Annotated in this window: 26 protein-coding genes and 1 pseudogene; 15 read left to right on the top strand and 12 right to left on the bottom strand. The window is 64.5% G+C overall.

The window, feature by feature from the left end:
- Positions 1 to 23: 23 nt before the first annotated feature.
- Positions 24 to 1,247, bottom strand: coding sequence for a dihydroorotase (locus AAC640_RS07265; protein WP_340265450.1), 1,224 nt, complete (start codon positions 1,245 to 1,247; stop codon positions 24 to 26).
- The gene (locus AAC640_RS07260; protein WP_340265449.1) at positions 1,244 to 2,239 is read right to left on the bottom strand and encodes an aspartate carbamoyltransferase catalytic subunit; all 996 of its coding nucleotides are present in this window, start codon (positions 2,237 to 2,239) and stop codon (positions 1,244 to 1,246) included. Before AAC640_RS07260 ends, AAC640_RS07265 begins: the two co-directional genes overlap by 4 nt.
- Before the next feature lie 121 nt (positions 2,240 to 2,360).
- Between AAC640_RS07260 and AAC640_RS07255 the strand changes: the two genes are divergently transcribed.
- A complete protein-coding gene (locus AAC640_RS07255; RefSeq protein ID WP_340265448.1) occupies positions 2,361 to 2,792 on the top strand; it encodes a DUF488 domain-containing protein in 432 nt (143 codons plus the stop codon).
- A 56-nt stretch (positions 2,793 to 2,848) separates the two neighbouring features.
- On the opposite strand, the gene AAC640_RS07250 is transcribed toward AAC640_RS07255, so the two are convergent.
- From AAC640_RS07250 to AAC640_RS07235, 4 genes and pseudogenes are all read right to left on the bottom strand, one after another.
- Positions 2,849 to 3,613, bottom strand: coding sequence for a TIGR02186 family protein (locus AAC640_RS07250; protein WP_340265447.1), 765 nt, complete (start codon positions 3,611 to 3,613; stop codon positions 2,849 to 2,851).
- Positions 3,610 to 4,524 carry a sulfite exporter TauE/SafE family protein gene (locus AAC640_RS07245; protein WP_340265446.1) on the bottom strand — a complete coding sequence of 305 codons (915 nt, stop codon included), beginning with the start codon at positions 4,522 to 4,524 and terminating at the stop codon, positions 3,610 to 3,612. The genes AAC640_RS07250 and AAC640_RS07245 overlap by 4 nt, the downstream gene beginning before the upstream one ends.
- A 59-nt stretch (positions 4,525 to 4,583) precedes the next feature.
- The gene (locus AAC640_RS07240; RefSeq protein WP_340265445.1) at positions 4,584 to 5,711 is read right to left on the bottom strand and encodes a hypothetical protein; all 1,128 of its coding nucleotides are present in this window, start codon (positions 5,709 to 5,711) and stop codon (positions 4,584 to 4,586) included.
- Positions 5,712 to 5,718: 7 nt separating this feature from the next.
- A pseudogene (locus AAC640_RS07235) lies at positions 5,719 to 6,474 on the bottom strand (glycosyltransferase family 2 protein); the annotation flags it as partial.
- 367 nt (positions 6,475 to 6,841) lie between these two features.
- On the opposite strand from AAC640_RS07235, the gene AAC640_RS07230 reads away from it, so the two are divergent.
- Positions 6,842 to 7,018, top strand: coding sequence for a hypothetical protein (locus AAC640_RS07230; protein WP_340265443.1), 177 nt, complete (start codon positions 6,842 to 6,844; stop codon positions 7,016 to 7,018).
- A 67-nt stretch (positions 7,019 to 7,085) separates the two neighbouring features.
- Positions 7,086 to 7,679 (top strand): hypothetical protein, encoded by a 594-nt coding sequence (locus tag AAC640_RS07225; RefSeq protein WP_340265442.1) that lies wholly within the window; start codon positions 7,086 to 7,088, stop codon positions 7,677 to 7,679.
- A 33-nt stretch (positions 7,680 to 7,712) separates the two neighbouring features.
- On the opposite strand, the gene AAC640_RS07220 is transcribed toward AAC640_RS07225, so the two are convergent.
- From AAC640_RS07220 to AAC640_RS07200, 5 genes are all read right to left on the bottom strand, one after another.
- Positions 7,713 to 9,296, bottom strand: a complete 1,584-nt coding sequence (locus AAC640_RS07220; RefSeq protein ID WP_340265441.1) for a recombinase family protein — start codon at positions 9,294 to 9,296, stop codon at positions 7,713 to 7,715.
- Between the two features lie 117 nt (positions 9,297 to 9,413).
- Positions 9,414 to 9,788 carry a hypothetical protein gene (locus AAC640_RS07215; RefSeq protein ID WP_340265440.1) on the bottom strand — a complete coding sequence of 125 codons (375 nt, stop codon included), beginning with the start codon at positions 9,786 to 9,788 and terminating at the stop codon, positions 9,414 to 9,416.
- Positions 9,781 to 10,314 carry a hypothetical protein gene (locus tag AAC640_RS07210; RefSeq protein WP_340265439.1) on the bottom strand — a complete coding sequence of 178 codons (534 nt, stop codon included), beginning with the start codon at positions 10,312 to 10,314 and terminating at the stop codon, positions 9,781 to 9,783. Before AAC640_RS07210 ends, AAC640_RS07215 begins: the two co-directional genes overlap by 8 nt.
- Positions 10,307 to 10,474: a hypothetical protein gene (locus tag AAC640_RS07205; protein ID WP_340265438.1), complete on the bottom strand. Its 168-nt coding sequence runs from the start codon at positions 10,472 to 10,474 to the stop codon at positions 10,307 to 10,309. The genes AAC640_RS07210 and AAC640_RS07205 overlap by 8 nt, the downstream gene beginning before the upstream one ends.
- Positions 10,471 to 10,920, bottom strand: a complete 450-nt coding sequence (locus AAC640_RS07200) for a hypothetical protein (protein WP_340265437.1) — start codon at positions 10,918 to 10,920, stop codon at positions 10,471 to 10,473. Before AAC640_RS07200 ends, AAC640_RS07205 begins: the two co-directional genes overlap by 4 nt.
- A gap of 155 nt (positions 10,921 to 11,075) precedes the next feature.
- Here AAC640_RS07200 and AAC640_RS07195 point away from each other — a divergent pair, with 155 nt between their 5' ends.
- A complete protein-coding gene (locus AAC640_RS07195) occupies positions 11,076 to 11,300 on the top strand; it encodes a hypothetical protein (RefSeq protein WP_340265436.1) in 225 nt (74 codons plus the stop codon).
- Here the strand turns inward: AAC640_RS07195 and AAC640_RS07190 are convergent.
- On the bottom strand, positions 11,297 to 12,190 hold the full coding sequence (locus AAC640_RS07190; RefSeq protein ID WP_340265435.1) for a helix-turn-helix domain-containing protein: 894 nt from the start codon (positions 12,188 to 12,190) through the stop codon (positions 11,297 to 11,299). The genes AAC640_RS07195 and AAC640_RS07190 overlap by 4 nt on opposite strands.
- Before the next feature lie 87 nt (positions 12,191 to 12,277).
- Between AAC640_RS07190 and AAC640_RS07185 the strand changes: the two genes are divergently transcribed.
- From AAC640_RS07185 to AAC640_RS07135, 11 genes are all read left to right on the top strand, one after another.
- The gene (locus AAC640_RS07185) at positions 12,278 to 12,772 is read left to right on the top strand and encodes a phage regulatory CII family protein (protein ID WP_340265434.1); all 495 of its coding nucleotides are present in this window, start codon (positions 12,278 to 12,280) and stop codon (positions 12,770 to 12,772) included.
- A gap of 2 nt (positions 12,773 to 12,774) precedes the next feature.
- Positions 12,775 to 13,311, top strand: a complete 537-nt coding sequence (locus AAC640_RS07180) for a hypothetical protein (RefSeq protein WP_340265433.1) — start codon at positions 12,775 to 12,777, stop codon at positions 13,309 to 13,311.
- Positions 13,308 to 13,679 carry a hypothetical protein gene (locus tag AAC640_RS07175; protein WP_340265432.1) on the top strand — a complete coding sequence of 124 codons (372 nt, stop codon included), beginning with the start codon at positions 13,308 to 13,310 and terminating at the stop codon, positions 13,677 to 13,679. Before AAC640_RS07180 ends, AAC640_RS07175 begins: the two co-directional genes overlap by 4 nt.
- The gene (locus tag AAC640_RS07170) at positions 13,676 to 13,939 is read left to right on the top strand and encodes a hypothetical protein (RefSeq protein ID WP_340265431.1); all 264 of its coding nucleotides are present in this window, start codon (positions 13,676 to 13,678) and stop codon (positions 13,937 to 13,939) included. Before AAC640_RS07175 ends, AAC640_RS07170 begins: the two co-directional genes overlap by 4 nt.
- A gap of 36 nt (positions 13,940 to 13,975) precedes the next feature.
- Positions 13,976 to 15,748: a ParB/RepB/Spo0J family partition protein gene (locus tag AAC640_RS07165; protein ID WP_340265430.1), complete on the top strand. Its 1,773-nt coding sequence runs from the start codon at positions 13,976 to 13,978 to the stop codon at positions 15,746 to 15,748.
- Positions 15,749 to 15,982: 234 nt separating this feature from the next.
- Entirely contained in the window at positions 15,983 to 16,189 is a 207-nt protein-coding gene (locus AAC640_RS07160) for a hypothetical protein (RefSeq protein WP_340265429.1), read from the top strand.
- 4 nt (positions 16,190 to 16,193) lie between these two features.
- Positions 16,194 to 17,318 carry a DNA polymerase III subunit beta gene (gene dnaN, locus AAC640_RS07155; protein ID WP_340265428.1) on the top strand — a complete coding sequence of 375 codons (1,125 nt, stop codon included), beginning with the start codon at positions 16,194 to 16,196 and terminating at the stop codon, positions 17,316 to 17,318.
- A complete protein-coding gene (locus tag AAC640_RS07150) occupies positions 17,318 to 17,596 on the top strand; it encodes a hypothetical protein (protein ID WP_340265427.1) in 279 nt (92 codons plus the stop codon). Before dnaN ends, AAC640_RS07150 begins: the two co-directional genes overlap by 1 nt.
- Positions 17,596 to 18,249, top strand: a complete 654-nt coding sequence (locus AAC640_RS07145) for a hypothetical protein (protein ID WP_340265426.1) — start codon at positions 17,596 to 17,598, stop codon at positions 18,247 to 18,249. The genes AAC640_RS07150 and AAC640_RS07145 overlap by 1 nt, the downstream gene beginning before the upstream one ends.
- 4 nt (positions 18,250 to 18,253) lie before the next feature.
- Complete coding sequence (locus tag AAC640_RS07140) at positions 18,254 to 18,541, top strand: hypothetical protein (protein WP_340265425.1); 288 nt, start codon at positions 18,254 to 18,256, stop codon at positions 18,539 to 18,541.
- Positions 18,538 to 19,026: a hypothetical protein gene (locus tag AAC640_RS07135; protein ID WP_340265424.1), complete on the top strand. Its 489-nt coding sequence runs from the start codon at positions 18,538 to 18,540 to the stop codon at positions 19,024 to 19,026. Before AAC640_RS07140 ends, AAC640_RS07135 begins: the two co-directional genes overlap by 4 nt.
- Positions 19,027 to 19,102 lie beyond the last annotated feature (76 nt).

Genomic DNA, 19,102 nt, shown 5'->3' with positions numbered 1-19,102 from the left:
CCGGGGAGGGCAAGCGGGAAACTTTAGAGGAAGGCGCCGCCTTTCATGACGCGTCGGGCACGACCCTGCACCGGCACCCGGTCGAAGGGTGTATTGCCCGCCTGGGCCGCCATTTTCTCTGAATCGACGATCCAGGGCGCATCGGGATCGATGAAGATGAGGTCGGCTGCGCTGCCGCTTTCGAAGCTGCCGGCATCGACGCCCAGGATCCGTGCGGGATTGGCGCTCAGCAGCGTCATCAGGCGGCAGATCGAAAGATGGCCTTCGCGCACGAGGTTGAGCGAAAGCGCGAGAAGCGTTTCCGCGCCAGCCATGCCGGGCGACGCGTCGGTGAAGGGCAGGCGCTTGTCCTCCGGCCCGCGCGGATCATGGCTGGAGGTGATGACGTCCACCGTTCCGTCAGCGACCGCCGCGATCGATGCCTTGCGATCCTCTTCGGATCGAAGCGGGGGAGACAGGCGCGCAAAGGTGCGGAAATTCGTCACCGCATTGTCGGACAGGAACAGGTAGGCGGGACTGATGCCGCAGGTGACCTTCAGCCCTTCGGCCTTCGCCGCGCGGATGAGGTCGAAGCCCGCACGGGTCGTCACCAGGCGAAAATGGATGCTCGCGCCGGTCGCGCGCGCCAGCATGATGTCGCGCGCAATGGCCATCGCTTCCGCGCAGCCGGGTGCATGAGGCAGGCCCAGCCTTGTCGCCGTTTCGCCGCTGGTCGCGACGGCCTTGCCCGCCAGACCGCCATCTTCGGCATGGGTGATGACGGTGAGCCCGAGGCCAGAGGCATAGGCCAGCACGCGCATCATGACGCCGGAGTCCGCGATCCACTGGCGCCCGGTGCCCACCGCCTTGGCGCCTGCCGCCTGCATCATGCCGATTTCGGCCAGTTCCGTACCCTTGAGATCGCGTGTCGCAGCGGCGATCGGATGCACCCAGAAGTCCGGCTTGCCGGCGCGGGTCGCCTGACGGATCAGGCCCGCGTCATCGAGCGGCGAGGACTGGTCGGGCATCAGCGCGGCGCGCGTGATGCCGCCGAAATGGAAGGCGGGTTTGTCGGTGGCGAAGACGCCGAGGTCGATCAGGCCGGGCGCGACGACCAGTCCGGCAGCGTCGATCCGCTCCGCGCCGGCCGGTACGGCGACATCGCCGCTTGCCACGATGCGGTCGTCCTCGATCAAGATGATGCCGTTCGCGAGCGCTGAGCCTGTAGGGTCGGCCAGCTTTCCATTCACTATTGCGAGCTTGCTCACGACCATCCCTCCACGCCGCGCGCGTTTCGTGTCAGCACATCGAGGCAGGCCATGCGGATGGCGACGCCCATTTCAACCTGTTCGGTGATGGCGGAGCGTTCGGGATCGTCGGCGACGACGCTGGAAATCTCAACGCCGCGGTTCATCGGGCCGGGATGCATGACCAGTGCGTCGGGCCTGGCGATCGCCAGGCGTTCGGGCGTGAGGCCGTAGAGCATGTGATATTCCCGCGCGGAGGGAATGAAGGCGCCATCCATCCGCTCATTCTGGAGCCGCAGCATCATCACCACGTCGGCTCCCGCCAGTCCCTCATCCATGCGGGTATAGGGGATGGCGCCCAGCATTTCGACCTCGGGCGGCATCAGGGTCGGCGGGGCGACCGCGCGCACCTGCGCCCCCAGCGCGGCGAGGCAGAGCATGTTCGACCGCGCAACCCGGCTGTGTAGCACATCGCCGCAGATGGCGACGATCAGCCCTTCGAACCCGCCCTTGCGTCGCCGGATCGTCAGCGCGTCAAGCAGGGCCTGGGTGGGATGCTGATGCCAGCCGTCGCCCGCGTTCAGCACCGGGCAGTCGACCTGGTCGGCGATCAGCGCGACCGCGCCGGAACTCGCATGGCGGATGACGATCACGTCGGCGGCCATGGCATTGAGCGTCATGGCGGTGTCGATCAGCGTCTCGCCTTTCTTCACGCTGGACTGGCCGGCATGCATGTTGACCACGTCAGCACCCAGCCGCTTGCCGGCGATTTCGAACGACAGCAGCGTGCGCGTGCTGTTTTCGAAAAAGGCGTTGATCTGCGTCATCCCGCTCAGCCGTCCGTCATGCTTGCGCGCATTGTCGCGATTGGCCTTTGCCCAATGTTCCGCTTCGTCGAGCAGGAAGCGAATTTCCCAGGGCTTCAGGTCAGCGATGGACAGGAGGTGCCGATGCGGAAACAACGCCCGTCCGGCAAGGTCGGGCGAGGGCGGCGGGACAGTGATAGCGGGCATGAAAGGACCCTTTAGGCGACGGCAGGAAGGAGGGCAAGGCAGTCCGCCAAAACTCCTGGTGCCAGGCTGAGGCATCGGTCGGAGATGTTGGAAACCGTCCGGCGCGCCCTATCTATCGGGCATGCGGATTTTCACGATCGGCTATGAAGGCGCGACTCAGGCCGAGGTCGTCGCGGCTTTGCAGGGCGCGGGCGTCACGCTGCTCGCGGATGTGCGCGCGGTTCCGCTGTCGCGACGGCCGGGTTTCTCCAAGAATATCCTGGCCGCCGGGCTGCGGGAGGCGGGCATCGACTATGTCGGGCTGAAGGCGCTGGGCACGCCGCCGGCCGGCCGCGAAGCCGCGCGCAAGGGTGACCATGCGCGCCTGCGGCAGGTCTATGCCGGGCAGCTGGAGCTGCCGGAAGCGCTGGTGCAGGCGGAGCAATTGCGGGAGATGGCAGGCGAGCGTCCGACCGCGCTGCTCTGCTTCGAGCGGGATGCGAATGCGTGCCACCGATCGCTTCTGCTGGAGATGGCTTTCCCGGAAGCGGAGCGCGTCGACCTGACGCCCTGATCGCCTTTCGTCACGACGCCTCGGCGGCGGTGGTTTCGACCCAGGAAAAGACGTCGCTATAACCGTCGCGCGATGGCGCCCGCTGCCCATCCCATGCCCACCGCCATCGCGATCGCGACGAGCCCGTAGAAGAAGGACCATTGTTCCGCAGCAACGGCCATGAACCGTTCGAACCCGGATTTTCGGACCGTGATGTCGCGCACCGCCGCTGCGACGACGCGGCCGTCCTGCACCAGGAAGGTTTCGGCGGTATAGTCGCCCACCACGACGCGCGCGGAAAGAGGCAATCGGGCGCGGTAGAGGATGCCGTCCGTCACCTCGACAGTGCCGGGGCGTTCGACATAGAGGCCTGAGCGTTCCCTGAGCTCGATCAGGCCCTGCTGGAAACGGTCGAGCACGGCGCTGTCGTTGAGCGAGGATGGGGATAATTGCAGTTTGTCGACGCCCATTTCATAGATCGCTGCCGTACGTTCATCGACGATGCGATCAATCGATCGCGATGAGGCCAAGGCGTAAAAGCTGGGCGCGGACCGGAATCGGGCGCTATCGGCATTGACCCAAATACCAGCGACCTTCTGTTTTTCGCGCATGGTGATCGACTGTTCGGGGCCTTTGAGAACGACAACGATGTCTGCTGGCTCTTTCGGTCGACGCCCGTCCGGATAGGCGATCGCGCCAAACAGGAGCAGGTCTGCGCCGGTGAAGCTGTAGCGAATCTCCACGTCGCGCTGGGAAACGTCGGGCACCAGGATCGGCTCGCTGGCCGCCGTCAGCATCAGCATCGCAGCAGCGATTACTGCAAAGCGAAGGCGCGCGATCATCGCAATTCGATCGTGTAGACTTCGTCGGGGCGGAAGCCGAGGCCCAGTGCCATGCGGGCGGCGACCAGCAGCACGATGATGGCGAGCAGGATGCGCAGATATTCCGGCCTGACCTTCATCGACAATCTGGTGCCGATCTGCGCTCCGCTAACGCTGCCGATCAGCAGCAGCAGGGCCAGTACCAGATCGACGGCCTTGGTCGTCATGGCGTGCAGCATGGTCGTCGCCATGGTAACGAAAAGAATCTGGAACAGCGATGTGCCCACGACCGACTGCGTGGTCATGCCGAGCAGGTAGAGCATCGCGGGCACAAGGATGAAACCGCCGCCTACGCCGAGCAGCATCGTCAGGATGCCGGTCGCCATGCCAAGCAGCAGCGGCGCGAGCGGCGATATGTAGAGGCCGGACCGGTAGAAGCGCCAGCGCATGGGCAGCGCGGCCACGAGCGGGTGGTGCCGCCGCTTGCGCGCCTGGAGCCGCTTGCCGGTTTTCAGCGCGATGACGGCCTGGATGGATTCCTTCGCCATCAGCAGGCCGATGCCGCCCAGCATCAATACGTACAGGATGCCGATCACCGTATCGATCTGGCCGATCGATTGAAGCAGGCGGAATAGCAGCACGCCGATACCCGCACCCACCACACCGCCGGCGATCAGCACGCCGCCCATGCGGAAATCGACCGTCCCCCGCTCCATATGGGTGACCACGCCGGAGACGCTGGCGCCCGTAACCTGGCTCGCCGCAGAGGCGGCGGCGACGGTAGGCGGGATGCCGTAGAAGATCAGGAGCGGGGTCGTCAGGAAGCCGCCACCAACCCCGAACATGCCCGAGAGCAGGCCGACCACCCCCCCGAGCAGGATGATCACCAGGGCGTTCACCGACAGGTTTGCGATGGGCAGATAGAGATCCATGGAGTTATCCGGTTAAGCCCAATGTCGGCCAAGATAAAGGCGGGGAGGCCGCTTCCTTGTCAAAAATCCGCGCCAAGGGTTACGGCCAGCCCCGATGAAGGCGCCGCATGGCCGGCGATCCGTTCTCGCCATTCGACGCTCAGCCGGGTGGCGACGCGCGGCAACGGCAGGCGGATCTGCACTTCGGGTCCTATGTCGAGACGTTCAACCGCCGGCTGGGCGCCGCCGGACAGGCTTGCTCCCACCCGCAGGGGCGAGCGGGCGATCGGCGAAAGCAGGGAGAATTTCCCGTCGACGAACAGGTCGTGGGACCGGAAGCCCACCATGCCCGCCTGGGCATAGGCTTCGGCCTCCAGGCCACGAACGAGTGGGGTCGGGCCGAACCCGCCCACCGCCATCACGGCATTGGCGTTGCGCGCACCCTTGCCGAGGGCGATGCGCCGTTCGGCCGCCAGGCTGATCGGCACGGAACGAGCCGGCTGCCAGGACAGGCCAACGGCGCCTTCGGGCGAGGCGGGGCGATTGAGGGCAGTGCTGACGCGGCCATAGGCGGCCGCGCGTCCCGGTGCGTTTGGCGTCAGGTCGTAGTCGAGCCGCAGGCCCGCCTGCGATCCGCCCAGCCGGCCCGCGGTAACGGTGTTGGCGGGCGTGGCGCTGCCGTCGCGCCAGAGCAGCCAGGCGCTGCCGCGCCAACGATCCGAGCGTGGTTGCGTCGGCGGTGCGAGAGGAATGGCGACGGGTGCCTCCTGGACCATCGCTGATCCCCTGGCTTCGGCCGTTGCAGCCGGGCCGGACGTGGGGGCCGACGCCATGGCGAGGCGAACAGATCCGTCCTGCGCGCCCGGTCGCGCGAGGGTGCGCGGTTCGGCGATAGGTGCCGAAAGCCGGGCAATCGGAACCATGATGGCATGCGCGAGCAGGGTAGGCGCCGCATGGGATCTGTCAGGGGGGAGAACAGCCGCTGCCTCGGGCATATTGGCGGCTGCAACCCCTTCGATCGCGGCTGCGGAGCGGGCGATATGCTGCGGCGTCGGCTGATCGCCTGGGGTGGGCGACTTCGCCGCGGGCGGGTGGTAAATGGCCGGACCCGTCGCGCCGAGCATGCCACTTGCGATCCGGATCGTCGTCCAGCCGCCCATGAGCAGGACGAAGAAGCGGACCGGTCGTCCGCTGGCTGTATTGGTCATGCGGACCTCAAAGCTGGGGGAAGCGGTGCTGCGTCTTGTCCCAGACGAGCGGCTTGCCGAAAAGAGAGTCGAGATAGAGGAAAACCGCGCGCCGCGCGGCCAGCATCGCGATGAAATTGGCGAGGATGGTCCGGGGAATCGCGCCCAGTCCATAGAGCCATCCGTAGCCGCGTCCGACGAATATGGCGCGCATGGCCATGCGCCAGAGCATGAAAGCGAAATTGAGCCACAGCAGCGCCTCGATCAGCGGCGAAGGCGCGAGCGGCGCGGCAATGCCGAACCAATAGGCAAGCAGCAGGACGCCCCAGAGCAGGAAGGCGAGATAGGCGGCGAACAGGACGAAGGCCGCGAGGGCTGCGCGCCGGTCGCGCACGCGCATCCACCATTCCGCGGGCCCGCCCTGCCAGCCCATACGATCCCAGCCGGCTAGCGATATGCCCACCATCCAGCGCGCCTTCTGACGGACAGCTGCATCCAGATTGTCGGGGAAATATTCCTGCGTCGCGACCAGGTCGCCTGCCTCGTCTCGCATCCGCACGAAGACGCCGCGCAGACCCATGTCGCGGATGCGAAGGCCCACCTCATAATCTTCAGTCAGGGAAGCGGGGTCGAACGGGCCGCCCTTTTGAGCGTCGACCAGGCGTTCGAGCGTTTTGCGTTCAAACGCGCAGGCCACTCCTGCCGAAGGGACCGATGCGCCCATGGCTTCGCGGATCGTCAGATATTTGCCATGACTTTCGGCAAATTGGGCGTTAGCGTAATTGCGGAAATCATTTCCAAGCTGGAAATGCAACGCGTTGCACACCATATGCTAGATTAAGGCGGCTGAACTCGGCGAGTTTTATAGCGTAAGGTGAATTGATCGACGTTCTGATGTTGGCCGAATTTTACAATGAAAATTTGACCTGACGTTGAATCTCGTATTCAACTCGCTTAAGGGCCCGCCAACGAAGCTGGAACGAATCACTAAGTGAACGCATTCAGCACCAAGAAAGTTTGTGTCGTTTACCATTTGCACACCGCAAAGCGGTAGCGATCGTCGTGTTTAATATTTTGTCGGGAGCCGTACCATGTCGCAGCTAGAAAAAGGACAGGTCGAATGCCCTTTCTCGGGGCATGGAGATGACCTCGTGAATGTCAAGTTCTTCCGGGGTCGTCGTGACGATATCATCACGGTCGAAGAGTTGAAGGCGGAAGCCCGCTCGGCCGAAAATCAGTTCCGGATGCGTACCGCGACTATCAGCCAGGCCGCTCCTGTGAGCAGTCATGAGCTGGTGAACGTCGCTGAGTTCGTCGCTTCGCTCTGATAAGTATCTCAATAATTCCCAGAGGGCTCCGGTAGACATCGGGGCCCTTTTATTTTATCGGCCCTCTATGACTATCGCGAAGCTGATCGAAAAATTCTCACGGCTGGCCGTATTGCCCGTCGATGTTAATGCCGTTCTGGCTGAAATACGCGCGATGGGCCACCAGGATTACGTCGAATTCATAGGCGTTGATATCGACGCCGACGTTATGCTTGGGAAGATCAAGGTTTTTCACGTGCGCAACGGCGTCTATGCTGATCCGGAGCGTCACGCGAACATCTATTATAACCGGGGGCTCGACCTCGCTTGGCAGCGGATGATCTGCTGCAAGGAACTGACACACCTTCTCGATCCGGCAGATACGCACACCAACAATATCGAGGATATTGATCAGCTTGCTGAGCGGATCGGCCTTCCGCCTGAGATGCAAGACCCCCTAGAAGACGGACCGGAGACCAACCGCGATCGCCTGGCGGAGTGGCGCGCGGCCGCGCTTCTTCTGCCAATGGCCGCGCGGGAGCTTCTCATGCCCGCCTATCGTGAGGGGAAGATAAACACGGCGGATGTAGCGCGGCTTGCCGACATCCCGAGTAAATACGCGGCCTTCGTGATGTCGGATCACTGGCCTAAGGTCCATGACCTGCTTCTCAAGATTCCGTGATGTCGCTTCCGGCCCAAGAGGCCGGGACTGATTTCACAGGCGCGCGCGTTGTCCCGCGCCCGTGGCAATCGACAAAATCTCATCCATCTGACGCACGACCTGGACGACAGCACCGCGCTGCTTCGTGGTGTCGGGGCTGACGATCACGCGGGCGATCATGGCGCGATAGCGGCCGATCGCTTCCGGCTGGGCCTCGGGGGTTGCCAGCGCGGCGGCCAGATCCTCGACCTGTTGGCGATATTGCTCCTCGACGTGAGGGTGCAGCGCCAGGACGTTCGGCAGCGCATCCATGCTGGCGAGCTCGCGTTGCAGGCGATCGGCTTCATCGCGGGCGGTGGCGAGCATCGTGCGGATCTCGGCGAACTCGCTGCCGCCTTCGGCGAACGCCTTCAGCATCCGCTCCTTCTTACGCTCAGCCTCCTGTAGCTTGCGCTCGATGCGGGCGCGATCGCGGCCGAGGTCGGCCGACTGGCGGGCGAAGTCGCGGTGATATTCGCGGACATATTCGCTCACGGCATCGGGGGAGAGGAGGCCCGCCTTCAGGTCGGCCAGGACCAGCGCCTCATAGCGTGACGTCTTGATGTGCCGGTTGTTGGTGCAGTCCTGCCCATAGCGGAAGACGCTGCATCCCCAGAATTCGCCGGCGGTCTTGACCCAGGGCGCGCCACAGACGCCACAGAAGCCGAGGCCCGACAGGACGTGCTTGGGTCGGCGCTGGCGTTCCGGTCTGACGCCCTGGTTCGATGCAAGCCGTGCCTGTGTCAGCCGCCACGTTTCATCGTCGATGATACGAAGGTGCGGGAACTCATGGCGCTCGACGTCGCCCTCGGTGGTTGGCCGGCTGAGGCGCTGGCGCGTCTGCGGGTTGATGACCTGACGGCTGCGGCCGTAGGTGACAACGCCGATATAGGTCTCGTTGCGGAGCATGCCCCGCTTGAATTTCGCGTCGCCGCTGATGGCGGTCTCGTGCCAGATGCCGCCGCGCGAGCCTGGGATGCCTTCGGCGTTCAAGCCTGCGGCAATCGCGCGCGGGCTGCGGCCGGCGACATATTCGGCGAACACGCGCCGGATGATCTCGGCCTTGTCGGGATCGATCTCGCGCAGGCCGCGTACCAGCGCGCCCTTCTCGTCGAGACGGTTGGCGTGGCGGTAGCCGTAGGCGATGCTGCCGGGGATGCGGCCCTGTTTCAGCGTGCCCAGCTGACCGCGTCGCACGCGCTTGGCGAGGTCGGTGCGGAACTGCGCGTCCATGAAGCCTTTGACCAGGCCGATCATGGGCGTGACGGTGCCGTCGAAAAGGGTGAAGAGGCGAGCGCCAGCAAACTCGATGCGCTCGCGGACGACATGGGCATCGGCGACATGCCGCGTGATGCGGTCGGTCGATTCGGCGAGCACCTGGTCGACCGCGCCCGCTTCGACCAGCTGAAGCATGGCGTTCAGGCCGGGCCGCTGTTGCGGGCCAATGCCTGCGGCACCGGAGATGGCCGCATCCTCGAAAACGCCCACGACCGGCCAGCCTTCCTGTTCCGCGCGCTGGCGGCACAGGGCGATCTGATCCGCAGTCGAGCGCGGATTCTGGTTATCGCTGCTGAAGCGTGCGTAGATGACCGTGCGCACGAATGTCTCCCTGGCCCTCGGGCCGGTGCGCGGCGCGAAGGGCGGCAATGTCTCTTGCAACTTGCGCGCGCGCAAGTGCCTTCACGAATTCGCGGGTTGCGGGGTCGAGGGGCGCGTTCATGCGGTCTCCCTGCTGAGATAAGGGGACCAGCCCACGGGCTGGAGCCATCGGTACAGCTGCCAGAGGTCGGCAATCTTGCTCAGGTTCGCCTTGATTGAGTGATCCAGGCTGTTCTCGGCTTTGCAGGCCGTGGTCCAAGCGTTGCGCGCCATGATGATGCGCTGCGGCCGACTCCACCATTGGGGCTCGCGTGTCCGACAGGTCGGATCGCCTGCCGCGATTCCCGCCATCTGTTCGATGTTGGACCACAGCGCGTCATCGTAACGCGCCTGTTCGCTGCCCGCCTTGCCCGCGCGCTCCCACGATAGCTTGCGGCGCGCGCGTTCATCCTTGGCGAACTGGTGCAGTTGGGCGGGGGTCGGCTTAGGCACGGCGGGAAACGCTGCAATCGCAGGGCCCCGGTGCCGCCTCGAAGAAAGAAAGGCAGTCGGCGTCATGCGTGATCGGCTGCTGTGTCGGCACGGTGCGGGGCAGATTTGTCAGCAGCTGATGCGCGAAGTGCTGCGATGTCGTGGCCTCATTGGCATTGAACAGGTCCGCGATGACGGGCGCCTGTGGAGGGCGGAGAACGTCCTCTATGAGGTCGTAGAGGGTGGTGAACTTGTCGAACCATGCGACATCGTCGCAGATCCTGCCCTCGACGGCGGCGAGTTGGATGGCCATGAGCGCGAGGTGATAGCGATCACGGTGCCGCTCGGCGGCGCGCGCGATCGTCTCGCGGACCAGGCCGCAAACCCATTGCTGGCCGTCATCGCCAAGGCATGCCCATTCCGGCGCGGCGTAGATCGCCATTAGCGGGTCGCTGTCGTTTATGTCCTGGGCGACGCCGGTGAATTCGGCCAGCGGGCGCCCGCGAACGTCGGCGGGATTGCCCGCGTAGATCGACTTGTCAGCCATCGTTTGACCTGCGCTGGATGATGACGGGATGATCGCGCGGGATCGGCTCGAACAGCAGGGCCGCGGCGATTTTGTGCCGATACTCCACCATCATCCCGCAGATGATCGCCAAGGCGAACCAGGCGCTGCCGAAGATGACCACAAATGCGGCGGCGCTCACTGGACGGCTCCGCGCGCATAGCGGGCCGACGTGCCGTAGCTTTCCTTGGCATAGCCCACCTTGCGCCAGCCCAGGCGGCGCAGGAGCATCGCAATCTGGAAGTTGTCGCGCGCTGCCGGGATGCGGCCTTCGCGGGCGGCCTCGGCCAGCAAGCGGCGAAGGTCCGCCATGGTGACTTCATTGGCGTCGCGCAGCTGGCGGGCGATGAAGAGGCCGATACGGGCCGCTGCCTCGCTCATGTCGGTGAGCGCGATCATAGCGTTCTCGTCGGCGATCTTCGGATCGACCAGTTCGCTGATGTCAGCGCGGCGGCTGAGACATGCGGCGGTGCCTTCGCGGGCGATATGCGCGGTGCCGTCGGCCGCATGGCTCAGGACGCGCCAGCGCAGGCCGAGAAACAACGCGATGCTGCCGGGATAAGGGAAATGGTTTTCAGTTTGAAGCACATGAGCCTCCCGTGTTGGCGATTGGCTCAATTAGCTATCTTGGCTAAATCATGTCAACGGCAAATTTAGCCAAGATAGCTAATTCGATTTAAACCCGTTGACTCGTTGGCAATGTTTGTTCGATTTATGTTCTCACCGGCGGAAAGGAGTCGTGGGTGGGTTATTCTGGTAAGGTGCAGCGGTCGATTGATGCGGCTGCGGGTAAGAGCAGGCCGATCGGCTATGTGTTCATGGTCGATACGCAGGTGAAGGGGCCGCTACGTCAAACGCGCGCGGAAGCCGTGCAGGACGCGGTAGAAGCGCGTGAGGCGCACGTCGATCTGCAATACGGGCGTGTGTTTCTAGAGCCTCTGACCTGGATTGCGCCGGTCTGGCCCTAGAGGTCGGCGTTATATCCGATAATCCGTCCTATGACGGTCAACGGCTCTTCGCCCATGAGCATTTCCTTATGCTCCGGGTTCGTGGAGCAAGGAGCGAGCCTGGGCGGGCTGTCGAGAAACTGTTTGAAGGTCATCTCTCCGCCCGGACGCATCATTGCGTAATAGCTGTTCGCGATCAGCGCTTTATCGTCTGGGTCGCAGAATATAATTCCCCCGTGCGGTACCAGCTTGTCCATGCTGTCCCCATCCGGCACCAAGGCGAAGGTGTTCGGTCCGCCCTTGGTGGTTGGGATTAAATCCAGCGGATCCTCCATTGCGGCTCGCCAGTTGCCTGCAGCGATCTTGCCCAACAGCGGCACCCTTCGCACCGGACGGCGGGGGATAGTCGCGCCAACTAAATCATCCGGCTCCACGCCTAGCGCCTCGGCGATCGCAGCGCGCCAATCTCCGTCGAGCTTCCGCTTGCCGGTTTCAATCTTCTGAATGGTGGCAAGATCTGTCGGCTTACCCGTGCGCGGGTTCGTCGTCAGTGCTCCCAACTGCTCCAGCGTGAGCCCCCTGCGCCTGCGAATTTCGCGGATCATGTTCTGGTTTTCAGCCATGCGTTTGGAATAGCCGACCCGGCTAAATCCGTCTTGGCTGGATATAGCTAATTTGGCTTGACGGGAATTAGCCAATGTAGCTAAAGCGGGCTCATGACGCTCCAAGATTACCTCTCTCGAGAAGGACTTACCTTTACCGCGTTCGCCGCTTTGATCGGGACGAAATACCCGCGCACGGTCGAGCGATACGCCAAGGGACAGCAAATTCCCGATCGCACGATGATGCTTCGCATCGTCGAAAAGACGCGCAGCGAGGTGATGCCCAACGACTTCTACGGGGTCGGTCATATCGTCTCCGATAGGAGCGCGAGCCCGCCTTCGTCACCGGGAAATTGTCCCGCAACTTCCCCTCTTGCAGAGGAGACAGTCTAGAAAATGCCACGGGGGGATATTGCCACGGGGGAAAAGGCGCTTGCGCTGGCGACCAAACGCGCCATCGAAGCGGCTGGCGGGCTGGAACGCTGCGCCGACGAAACATCCGTCAAAAAGAGCCAGTTGTCGCGCTGCAGTTCGGTCAATGAGCCTGACAGCATCACGATCCGCGACGCCGTCACCATCGACATGCTGGGCGCTCGCGTCGAGGGACAGCCGTTCATCCTGCGCGCCTATTGCCGCCAGCTGGGCGGCGTGTTCGTGCCGATGCCCGAACCGCAGGACGATGCCAACGGCCTGACCCTGTCGGTGGTCGAGTTGGCGGGCGAACTCGGCGATCTGTCGGACAGCATCCGCTCGGCGATCAGCGCCCAGGGCGAGGCTGGCGAGGCGGTGTCGCCGCGCGAGAACGCCGCCATTCGGGCCGACATCCAGATCATGCAGGAAACGCTGGCCGCGCTCGATCAGCGCCTGCTGGCCATGGAAGGGGGGCGCTGACGATGGCCACGAACGCGCGCGATCTGCGCTTTTCGATCGGGCCGCTCTGCCTGTCCACCTCCGTCCATGAACTGGATGAGTGGATCGCCGGAGCGCCGGAGGGTGCCGACTTCGTTTATGCGCGCGGCGCGGTCCTGGACCAGCGCCGCGATGTCGTTATCCGCGCCCGGGAACTGGCGCAGGAGGGCGAGGTCCGCACGCACCAGCGCAAGGTGAACGGCGAATGGGAATATTTCGTCGTGCGCCGCTATCCCGACCGGCAGCCCAGGGCGCAGGCCCGCCCTCTGCATGCCGCGCCGGAGACGCCGGCTGGCCGCGTGCTGGCGATCATGGAGCGGTGTTTGAAGCTCGGCATCCCGGCGCGGACCAATGCGGAGATCGCGCGGGAGATGGGCCTGAAGAATGCCGAGGCCGCCCGCTATCTCTTCAACCAGCTGGTCGAGCAGAAGCTGCTCACCGTCACGAATTTCGGCACCCGCGAGCGCCGCGTCGTGACCCTGGTCGCCAGCGGCAAATCGACAGTACGGGGGGCGCTATGAGCGATCAGATCCAGTGCTTCGGCTGCGTCACCATCGCAGAGGGCGTGGCCGAGGCGGCGCTGCCTGACGGCTGGGACGCGGTGCGGGTGCCCGGTTTCGATCCGGCCTATTTCTGCGGCGGCTGCGTCGATGGCGGCACGATGGAGCATTATCGGGCGCAGCAGGGATTGCCCCGGCGCGCGCGGTGGCGGTTCCCGAACGGCATCATGGCGCTTTACCGCCCGGCGGCTCGACAGGTGCTGCTGGCGACGGCGGACGGCATGGCGGAGATCGGCGAGCGGGAAGCCGAGCAGCTGATCGCGTCGATCGCCGCCGCGCTCGGCACACGCGCTCTGGCCGATCGGCTGATGGTGGAGGCGGGCCGATGACCTTCGTCGACATGACCATCACCCGCCGCCATTTCGAGGCGCGTTACAATCAGGTCGGCCGCTGCATGCTGGCCGACCTGGCGCAGATCTTCGGCATCGACTTCGACACGGCCGAGCATTGGGCCGACGAGATCGACCGCGAAACCAATGAACAGATTGCCGCCGCTTGCCGACCCTTATCGAGCGGCGGTTTCCCTGCGGAGGCGGACGCGACTGCACATCGCGCCGCCTCCGCCTCTTCCCACTCCGACAATCCATAAGCCGCAACCGGCAAGCCCAAGAGAGAAGGACGTTTCATGGCCAGACCGAAGAAAGCGACGGCGCAGGGTGCGCCTGAAGAGACGACAGCACCGGCGAGCCTTCGGGTCGCGCCCATGGCCATTCAGCCGGTGCCGCTCGGCCGTCTTGTCCGCGCGCCGGAAAATGTGCGCCATACGGACAAGGCGGCCGATGTGGAGAGCCTGGCCGACGACATCGCCGCGCACGGGTTGCTCCAATCGTTGATCGGCTATGTCGGCGACACCGATATTGACGCGGCGGCGGTCTATATCATCGGCGGCGGGCGTCGCCTGCAGGCGTTGCAGCTGCTGCGCGAGCGCGGCTCGATCGACGATGGCTATGAGGTGTCGGTGCTGATCCGCGACCAGGCCGAGGCGATCGAACTGTCGCTGTCGGAAAATCTGGCGCGGCGGGACATGAATCCGGCGGATGAATTTGCGGCCTTCCAGGAACTGATGCGGCCCGGTGCGTTGTCGCCTGCGGACATCGCCAAGCGGTTCGGTTTTTCGGAACGCTATGTGAAGCAGCGGTTACGGCTGGCGGGACTGGCGTCGGAGATACTCGACGCGATGCGGCGCGGCCAGCTGACGCTCGATGCGGCCATGGCCTATGCCGGGACGCAGGACCAGAAGCTGCAGCTGCGGATATTTGCGGCCGAAGAGAAAAAGGGAAGCTGGGGCCATGGGGTCCAGAGCATTCGGTCGGGCATCACCAACGCGGTGATGACGACTGGTGACGCGCTGTTCAAGTTCGTCGGCAAGGCGGGCTATGAGAAGAAGGGCGGCCGCTATGAGGATGATCTGTTCGGCGATGCGGAGAATTGTTCCGGCCGCAAGCTGATCGACCCCGACATTATCATGGGGATCGCCACCGACCGGGCGAACTTCCAGATCATCCATGTGCAGGCGGACGCGAAGCGCGACCATCCGGCGACCAGCGACGTGATCCTTGTCCCTGGCCTGCGCCTGGGCAAGGTGCCGAAGGCGCCGAAGGGGTATGAAAAGGTCGAGCGGCCCTATTGGCGTAATGATCTGCCCAGTCTGGCAAAGCTGCGGGAGAAGGCCAGCGACGCAGGCATAGACATTATCGGCTATGCCGGGATCGATCATGCCGGGAAGCTGGTGCTGGACGAAGGTTTTTTCGTGCCGGGTGCGCGGTTGGCCGATGTGGTGCCGCCTCAGCAGCATGCCGCTCGCGAGTCGGAGGCGGATCGGGAAGCCCGGTTGCGGGCGGGCGCAGTGCGATCGGTCGCGGCATGGATGGTGGCGCGGGACCATCATAAGGAGCGCACCGAAGGGCGGCTGTGGTGGCAATCGACGCGGCCGCATCTGGGCGGTCTGGTCGAGCAGGATGGGCTGGGCGATTGCCATACCGTCAGCCTCTCGATCCTGGTGACGCCGGCGGAGATCGATGCGCGGCTGGAGGATGCCGAGAAGGAATATCTGCTGCAGGAGGCTGAGAAGGCCGTCCGGCGCGAAGCTGAGGAAAGGGCGAAGGCGGAAGCCGCTGAAGCACTGGTCGCGCGACGCGCCGAAGTGCTGGCGATGGATCCCGCGCCCGTCGTCATCCAGGTCGATGGCGTCGCGCATTTCCGCTGGGAGAATGGCGCCTATGCCGATGCTCAGCCGGATACGCCGGAAGCCGACGAATATGAATGCTCCTTCTATGACGACCTGGAGGAGTTGCTGGAGAACGCCCAGGCCATCGGCCTGACATGGCGGTCGATCGAAGCCTGGGCGGACAACCCCCATGGCGACAACGTCCCTGAAGCAGAGGAGGAAGTGGCGTGAGCTGGGAGCCGATCAGCAATGTGAAGCCGACGCCGCCGTCGGCCGAGAAGGTGCCCGCCATGGGCGTGAGCATCGCCGCCCGCAAGCTGGGCGCACGCAACGGCAAGATGGTGCGCTACATCAAGATCGGGATCGGCCCGCAGCTGGCGAAGGCGCTGTGCATGGTCGGCGACCAGGCCGGTCTGCGGTTGTCGCTGGGGGGGGGGCAAGTTCGCGGGGCATGTCGCGCTGAGCGTGGACAATGCGGCCGACTGCTTCCGGGCCAAGAAGGGCAAGGATGGCGGCTATGCGCTTACCATCAACGAGGCCAGCGCGGACGGGTTGTTCGCCCTGGAGTTTCCGCCCTTCGCCGTCACGGCAGCGATGCAGCCCAATGTGCAGGGACAGCCGCCGCTCGCTTCCTTCAAGGCGAGCGAGCCGATGCTCGCCGTGGAGGATTGAGCGCATGATCAACGTCAATGTGAAGGTGCTGCGCGCCGCGCTGAAGGCGGTCAACGCCGTGGTCGAGAAGCGGACGACCGTGCCGATCTGCGCGACGGTGCTGGTGCGATCGACGCCGGGCCAGATGTTCCTGACCGGCACCGATCTGGAGATCATGGTCGAAAAGACCGTCGATCTGGAGGATGCGGGCGCGAACACCGCCATGAACTTCTGCGTCGATTCCGCGCTGCTCGCGTCGATTGCGGGCAAGCTGCCGGCGGAGGGCATCGCCAAGATCGAGTCTGACGGCAACACGGGCATCACGATCAAGTGCGGCCGGGCCCGGTTCAAGCTGCCGACGCTGGCGACCGATGATTTCCCGGTGCTCGCTGCCCGCGATTGGGATGCGCAGTGGGAGCAGGATGGCACCCAGCTGGTGCAGATGATCGAGAGCGTGCGGTTCGCCATCTCGACGGAAGAGACACGCTATTATCTGGGCGGCATCTTCCTGCATGTGCCGAACGGGTCGGAGTGCCAGTTCGCGGCCGCGACCGACGGGCACCGGCTGGCGCGCTTCCATTGCGACGTTGCCGATGGCGCGGACGGCATGCCCGACATTATCATTCCCCGGAAGGCGGTCGCTGCGCTCGCCCAGCTGCTCGACGAAGAGGGCGGCATGGTCGATGTGGCGGTGAGCACGTCGAAGTTCCGGTTCGAGGTCGGAAAGACGGTGCTCACCGGCAAGCTGATCGACGGCACCTTTCCCGATTACACCCGCGTCATTCCTGCCGCCAACCGGCTGGACTGCTGGTTCGAGCCAGGCCCGCTCGCCGAGGCGGTGGAGCGGGTGCTGACGATCAGCAGCGACAAGACGAAGGCGATCGCCTTCAACTTTGCCGCGCAGGCCGTCACGCTGGAAGTCACCAGCCCGGAGAATGGCACGGCGAGCGAGGAAGTGCCCTGCGAATATGACGGCGAGCCGCTGCGCATCGGCTTCAACGGCAGCTATCTGCTGGATGTGCTGCGGCAGCTGAAGGGGATGGGCGACGAGCGCGCCCGCGTGAAGCTGGCCGACCCCGCCGCGCCATCGCTCTGGCAGACCAGCGACGATGCCGCCCGCCTTTATGTCCTTATGCCGTTGAGGGTCTGATGCTGAAAGGTTTTCTGCAGTGCGATGCGCAGGGATGCGGCCATCGCGAGGAAAATGATGAATTGCGGGAGGACCAAATCGGGAAGCCTTGCCCCAAATGCGGGGCGAGTCTCCTGACGCGTGAAGACTATGATGTCTATGTTTCGCGCATCAAACCCATGTTCGACATGATGAAGGCGCTGGGACTTCTGGTCGATCCTGAATCTGGTGAAGGACAGCCTATCTCTGTCCACTACCATGACGGCGCGACAACTATTCGCGAACTTGGTCGTTCGTGATGACTGACGCCCTTTTCCCCGAACCGCCGATCGCCGGTCCCGCTCCGCTCGGCCTCGGCCGCATGATGACGGGCGGTGGTGCCAAGGTCGATCGGCAGGGGAATGACTATTATCCGACGCCTGCGACCGTCACGCGCGCGCTGATCGCGGCGGAGCGCGAGGCGCTGCTGACGATGTGCGATGGCCATCATCCCGTGTGGGAGCCCTGCGGTCGCGGCGGTGCCATCGCGAAGGAACTCAGGGTCGCGGGCTTTCCGACGGTCGCCTCCGACTTGATTGCGGATCCTGACAACCTGGTGGCGCCGCAGGACTTGCTGCTCTGCCAGGAGGCATGGTCGCCGGTGGTGGTGACAAATCCGCCCTTCGCGCTGGCGGAGGAGATGATCCGGCATCTGCTGGTCGATCTGCACTGCACCTATGTCGCCATGCTGCTGAAGGCCAGCTTCTGGCATGCCCAGGCGCGGACGGGGCTTTGGCGGCAGCGGCAGCCGCAGCGGATCTGGGCGCTGAACTGGCGGCCCGATTTCCTGGGCAAGGGCGCGCCGACCATGGAAGTGATCTGGTGTGTCTGGGACGACGAGGCGATCGATCGCCACTGCATTTATGATGTCCTGACGCCGTTTCGCGCGCCGGACCTGTTGGGGGAGGAATAAAGGCGTGAATATCCGTAAAGTCGTCAGGCCGCTGTTCATGGGCGCTATTCTGAGCGCCGCCACCGGATGTGCATCGCATGCCATCCCGCCCGTGCCCGGTTTCGACAATTTGATCACGATCCCGGGCGATGTTCTGCAGGTGCCACCTGCCGGGGAAGCAAATTATTGCTTCAACGACGCAAGCGGCGCAGCGGTGTGCGAACATCGGGAACCCGATCAGGCTCAGCAGCCGGTCAAGCCTCCCCTTCCGCGAGCGGTGCCCAGCAAGCGCCACGCACGGCAGAGGGGGTGACTGTGGCACTGACGCAGGAAGTTGTGGGCCCATGGGTGACGCGCTGGGGTCGGGAAACCGACAGCTGGAATGTCACCGAACTGGATGAGGACAATGCCGACCAGGACGTGGAAGGCGGCGACAGCGACGGATCGGGCATGCCGGGCCGCTGGCTGGTCGGCCAGGCCGTAGCGCGCTGGTCACTGACGCAGCCGACCGAACCGACGGCCGAGATCGTCGCGCGCGTCTTCAACCTGCCGATCGAGCTCGCGCGCGACTGCATGGGCATCGAACTGCACGCGATCGGCACCCTGGGCACCGCGCTCCAGGTGTGGAGCGGCCTGCAGGATCAGCGGTGGGAAGGGCAGACGGTCGGCGCGGCTGCGCTCGCCTTTCACCTCGCCCCCGCGCCGATCATGGAGGCGGTCGAGGCGCATCCCTGGATGTATCTCGACGGCGATCGGGCGGACCCGACGGCCAGGACGATCGAGCATGACGGGGAGTAGCGCGCCGCCGTCCTGACGGCCGCGACCTTCGCGACATCGATGTGAATGTTTGACCTGATTTTTCGGGGTGGGTTTC

It is taken from the genome of Sphingobium mellinum, from assembly GCF_037860795.1.
Classification (GTDB): domain Bacteria; phylum Pseudomonadota; class Alphaproteobacteria; order Sphingomonadales; family Sphingomonadaceae; genus Sphingobium; species Sphingobium mellinum.
This window is presented reverse-complemented; position numbering and strand designations above follow the sequence as displayed.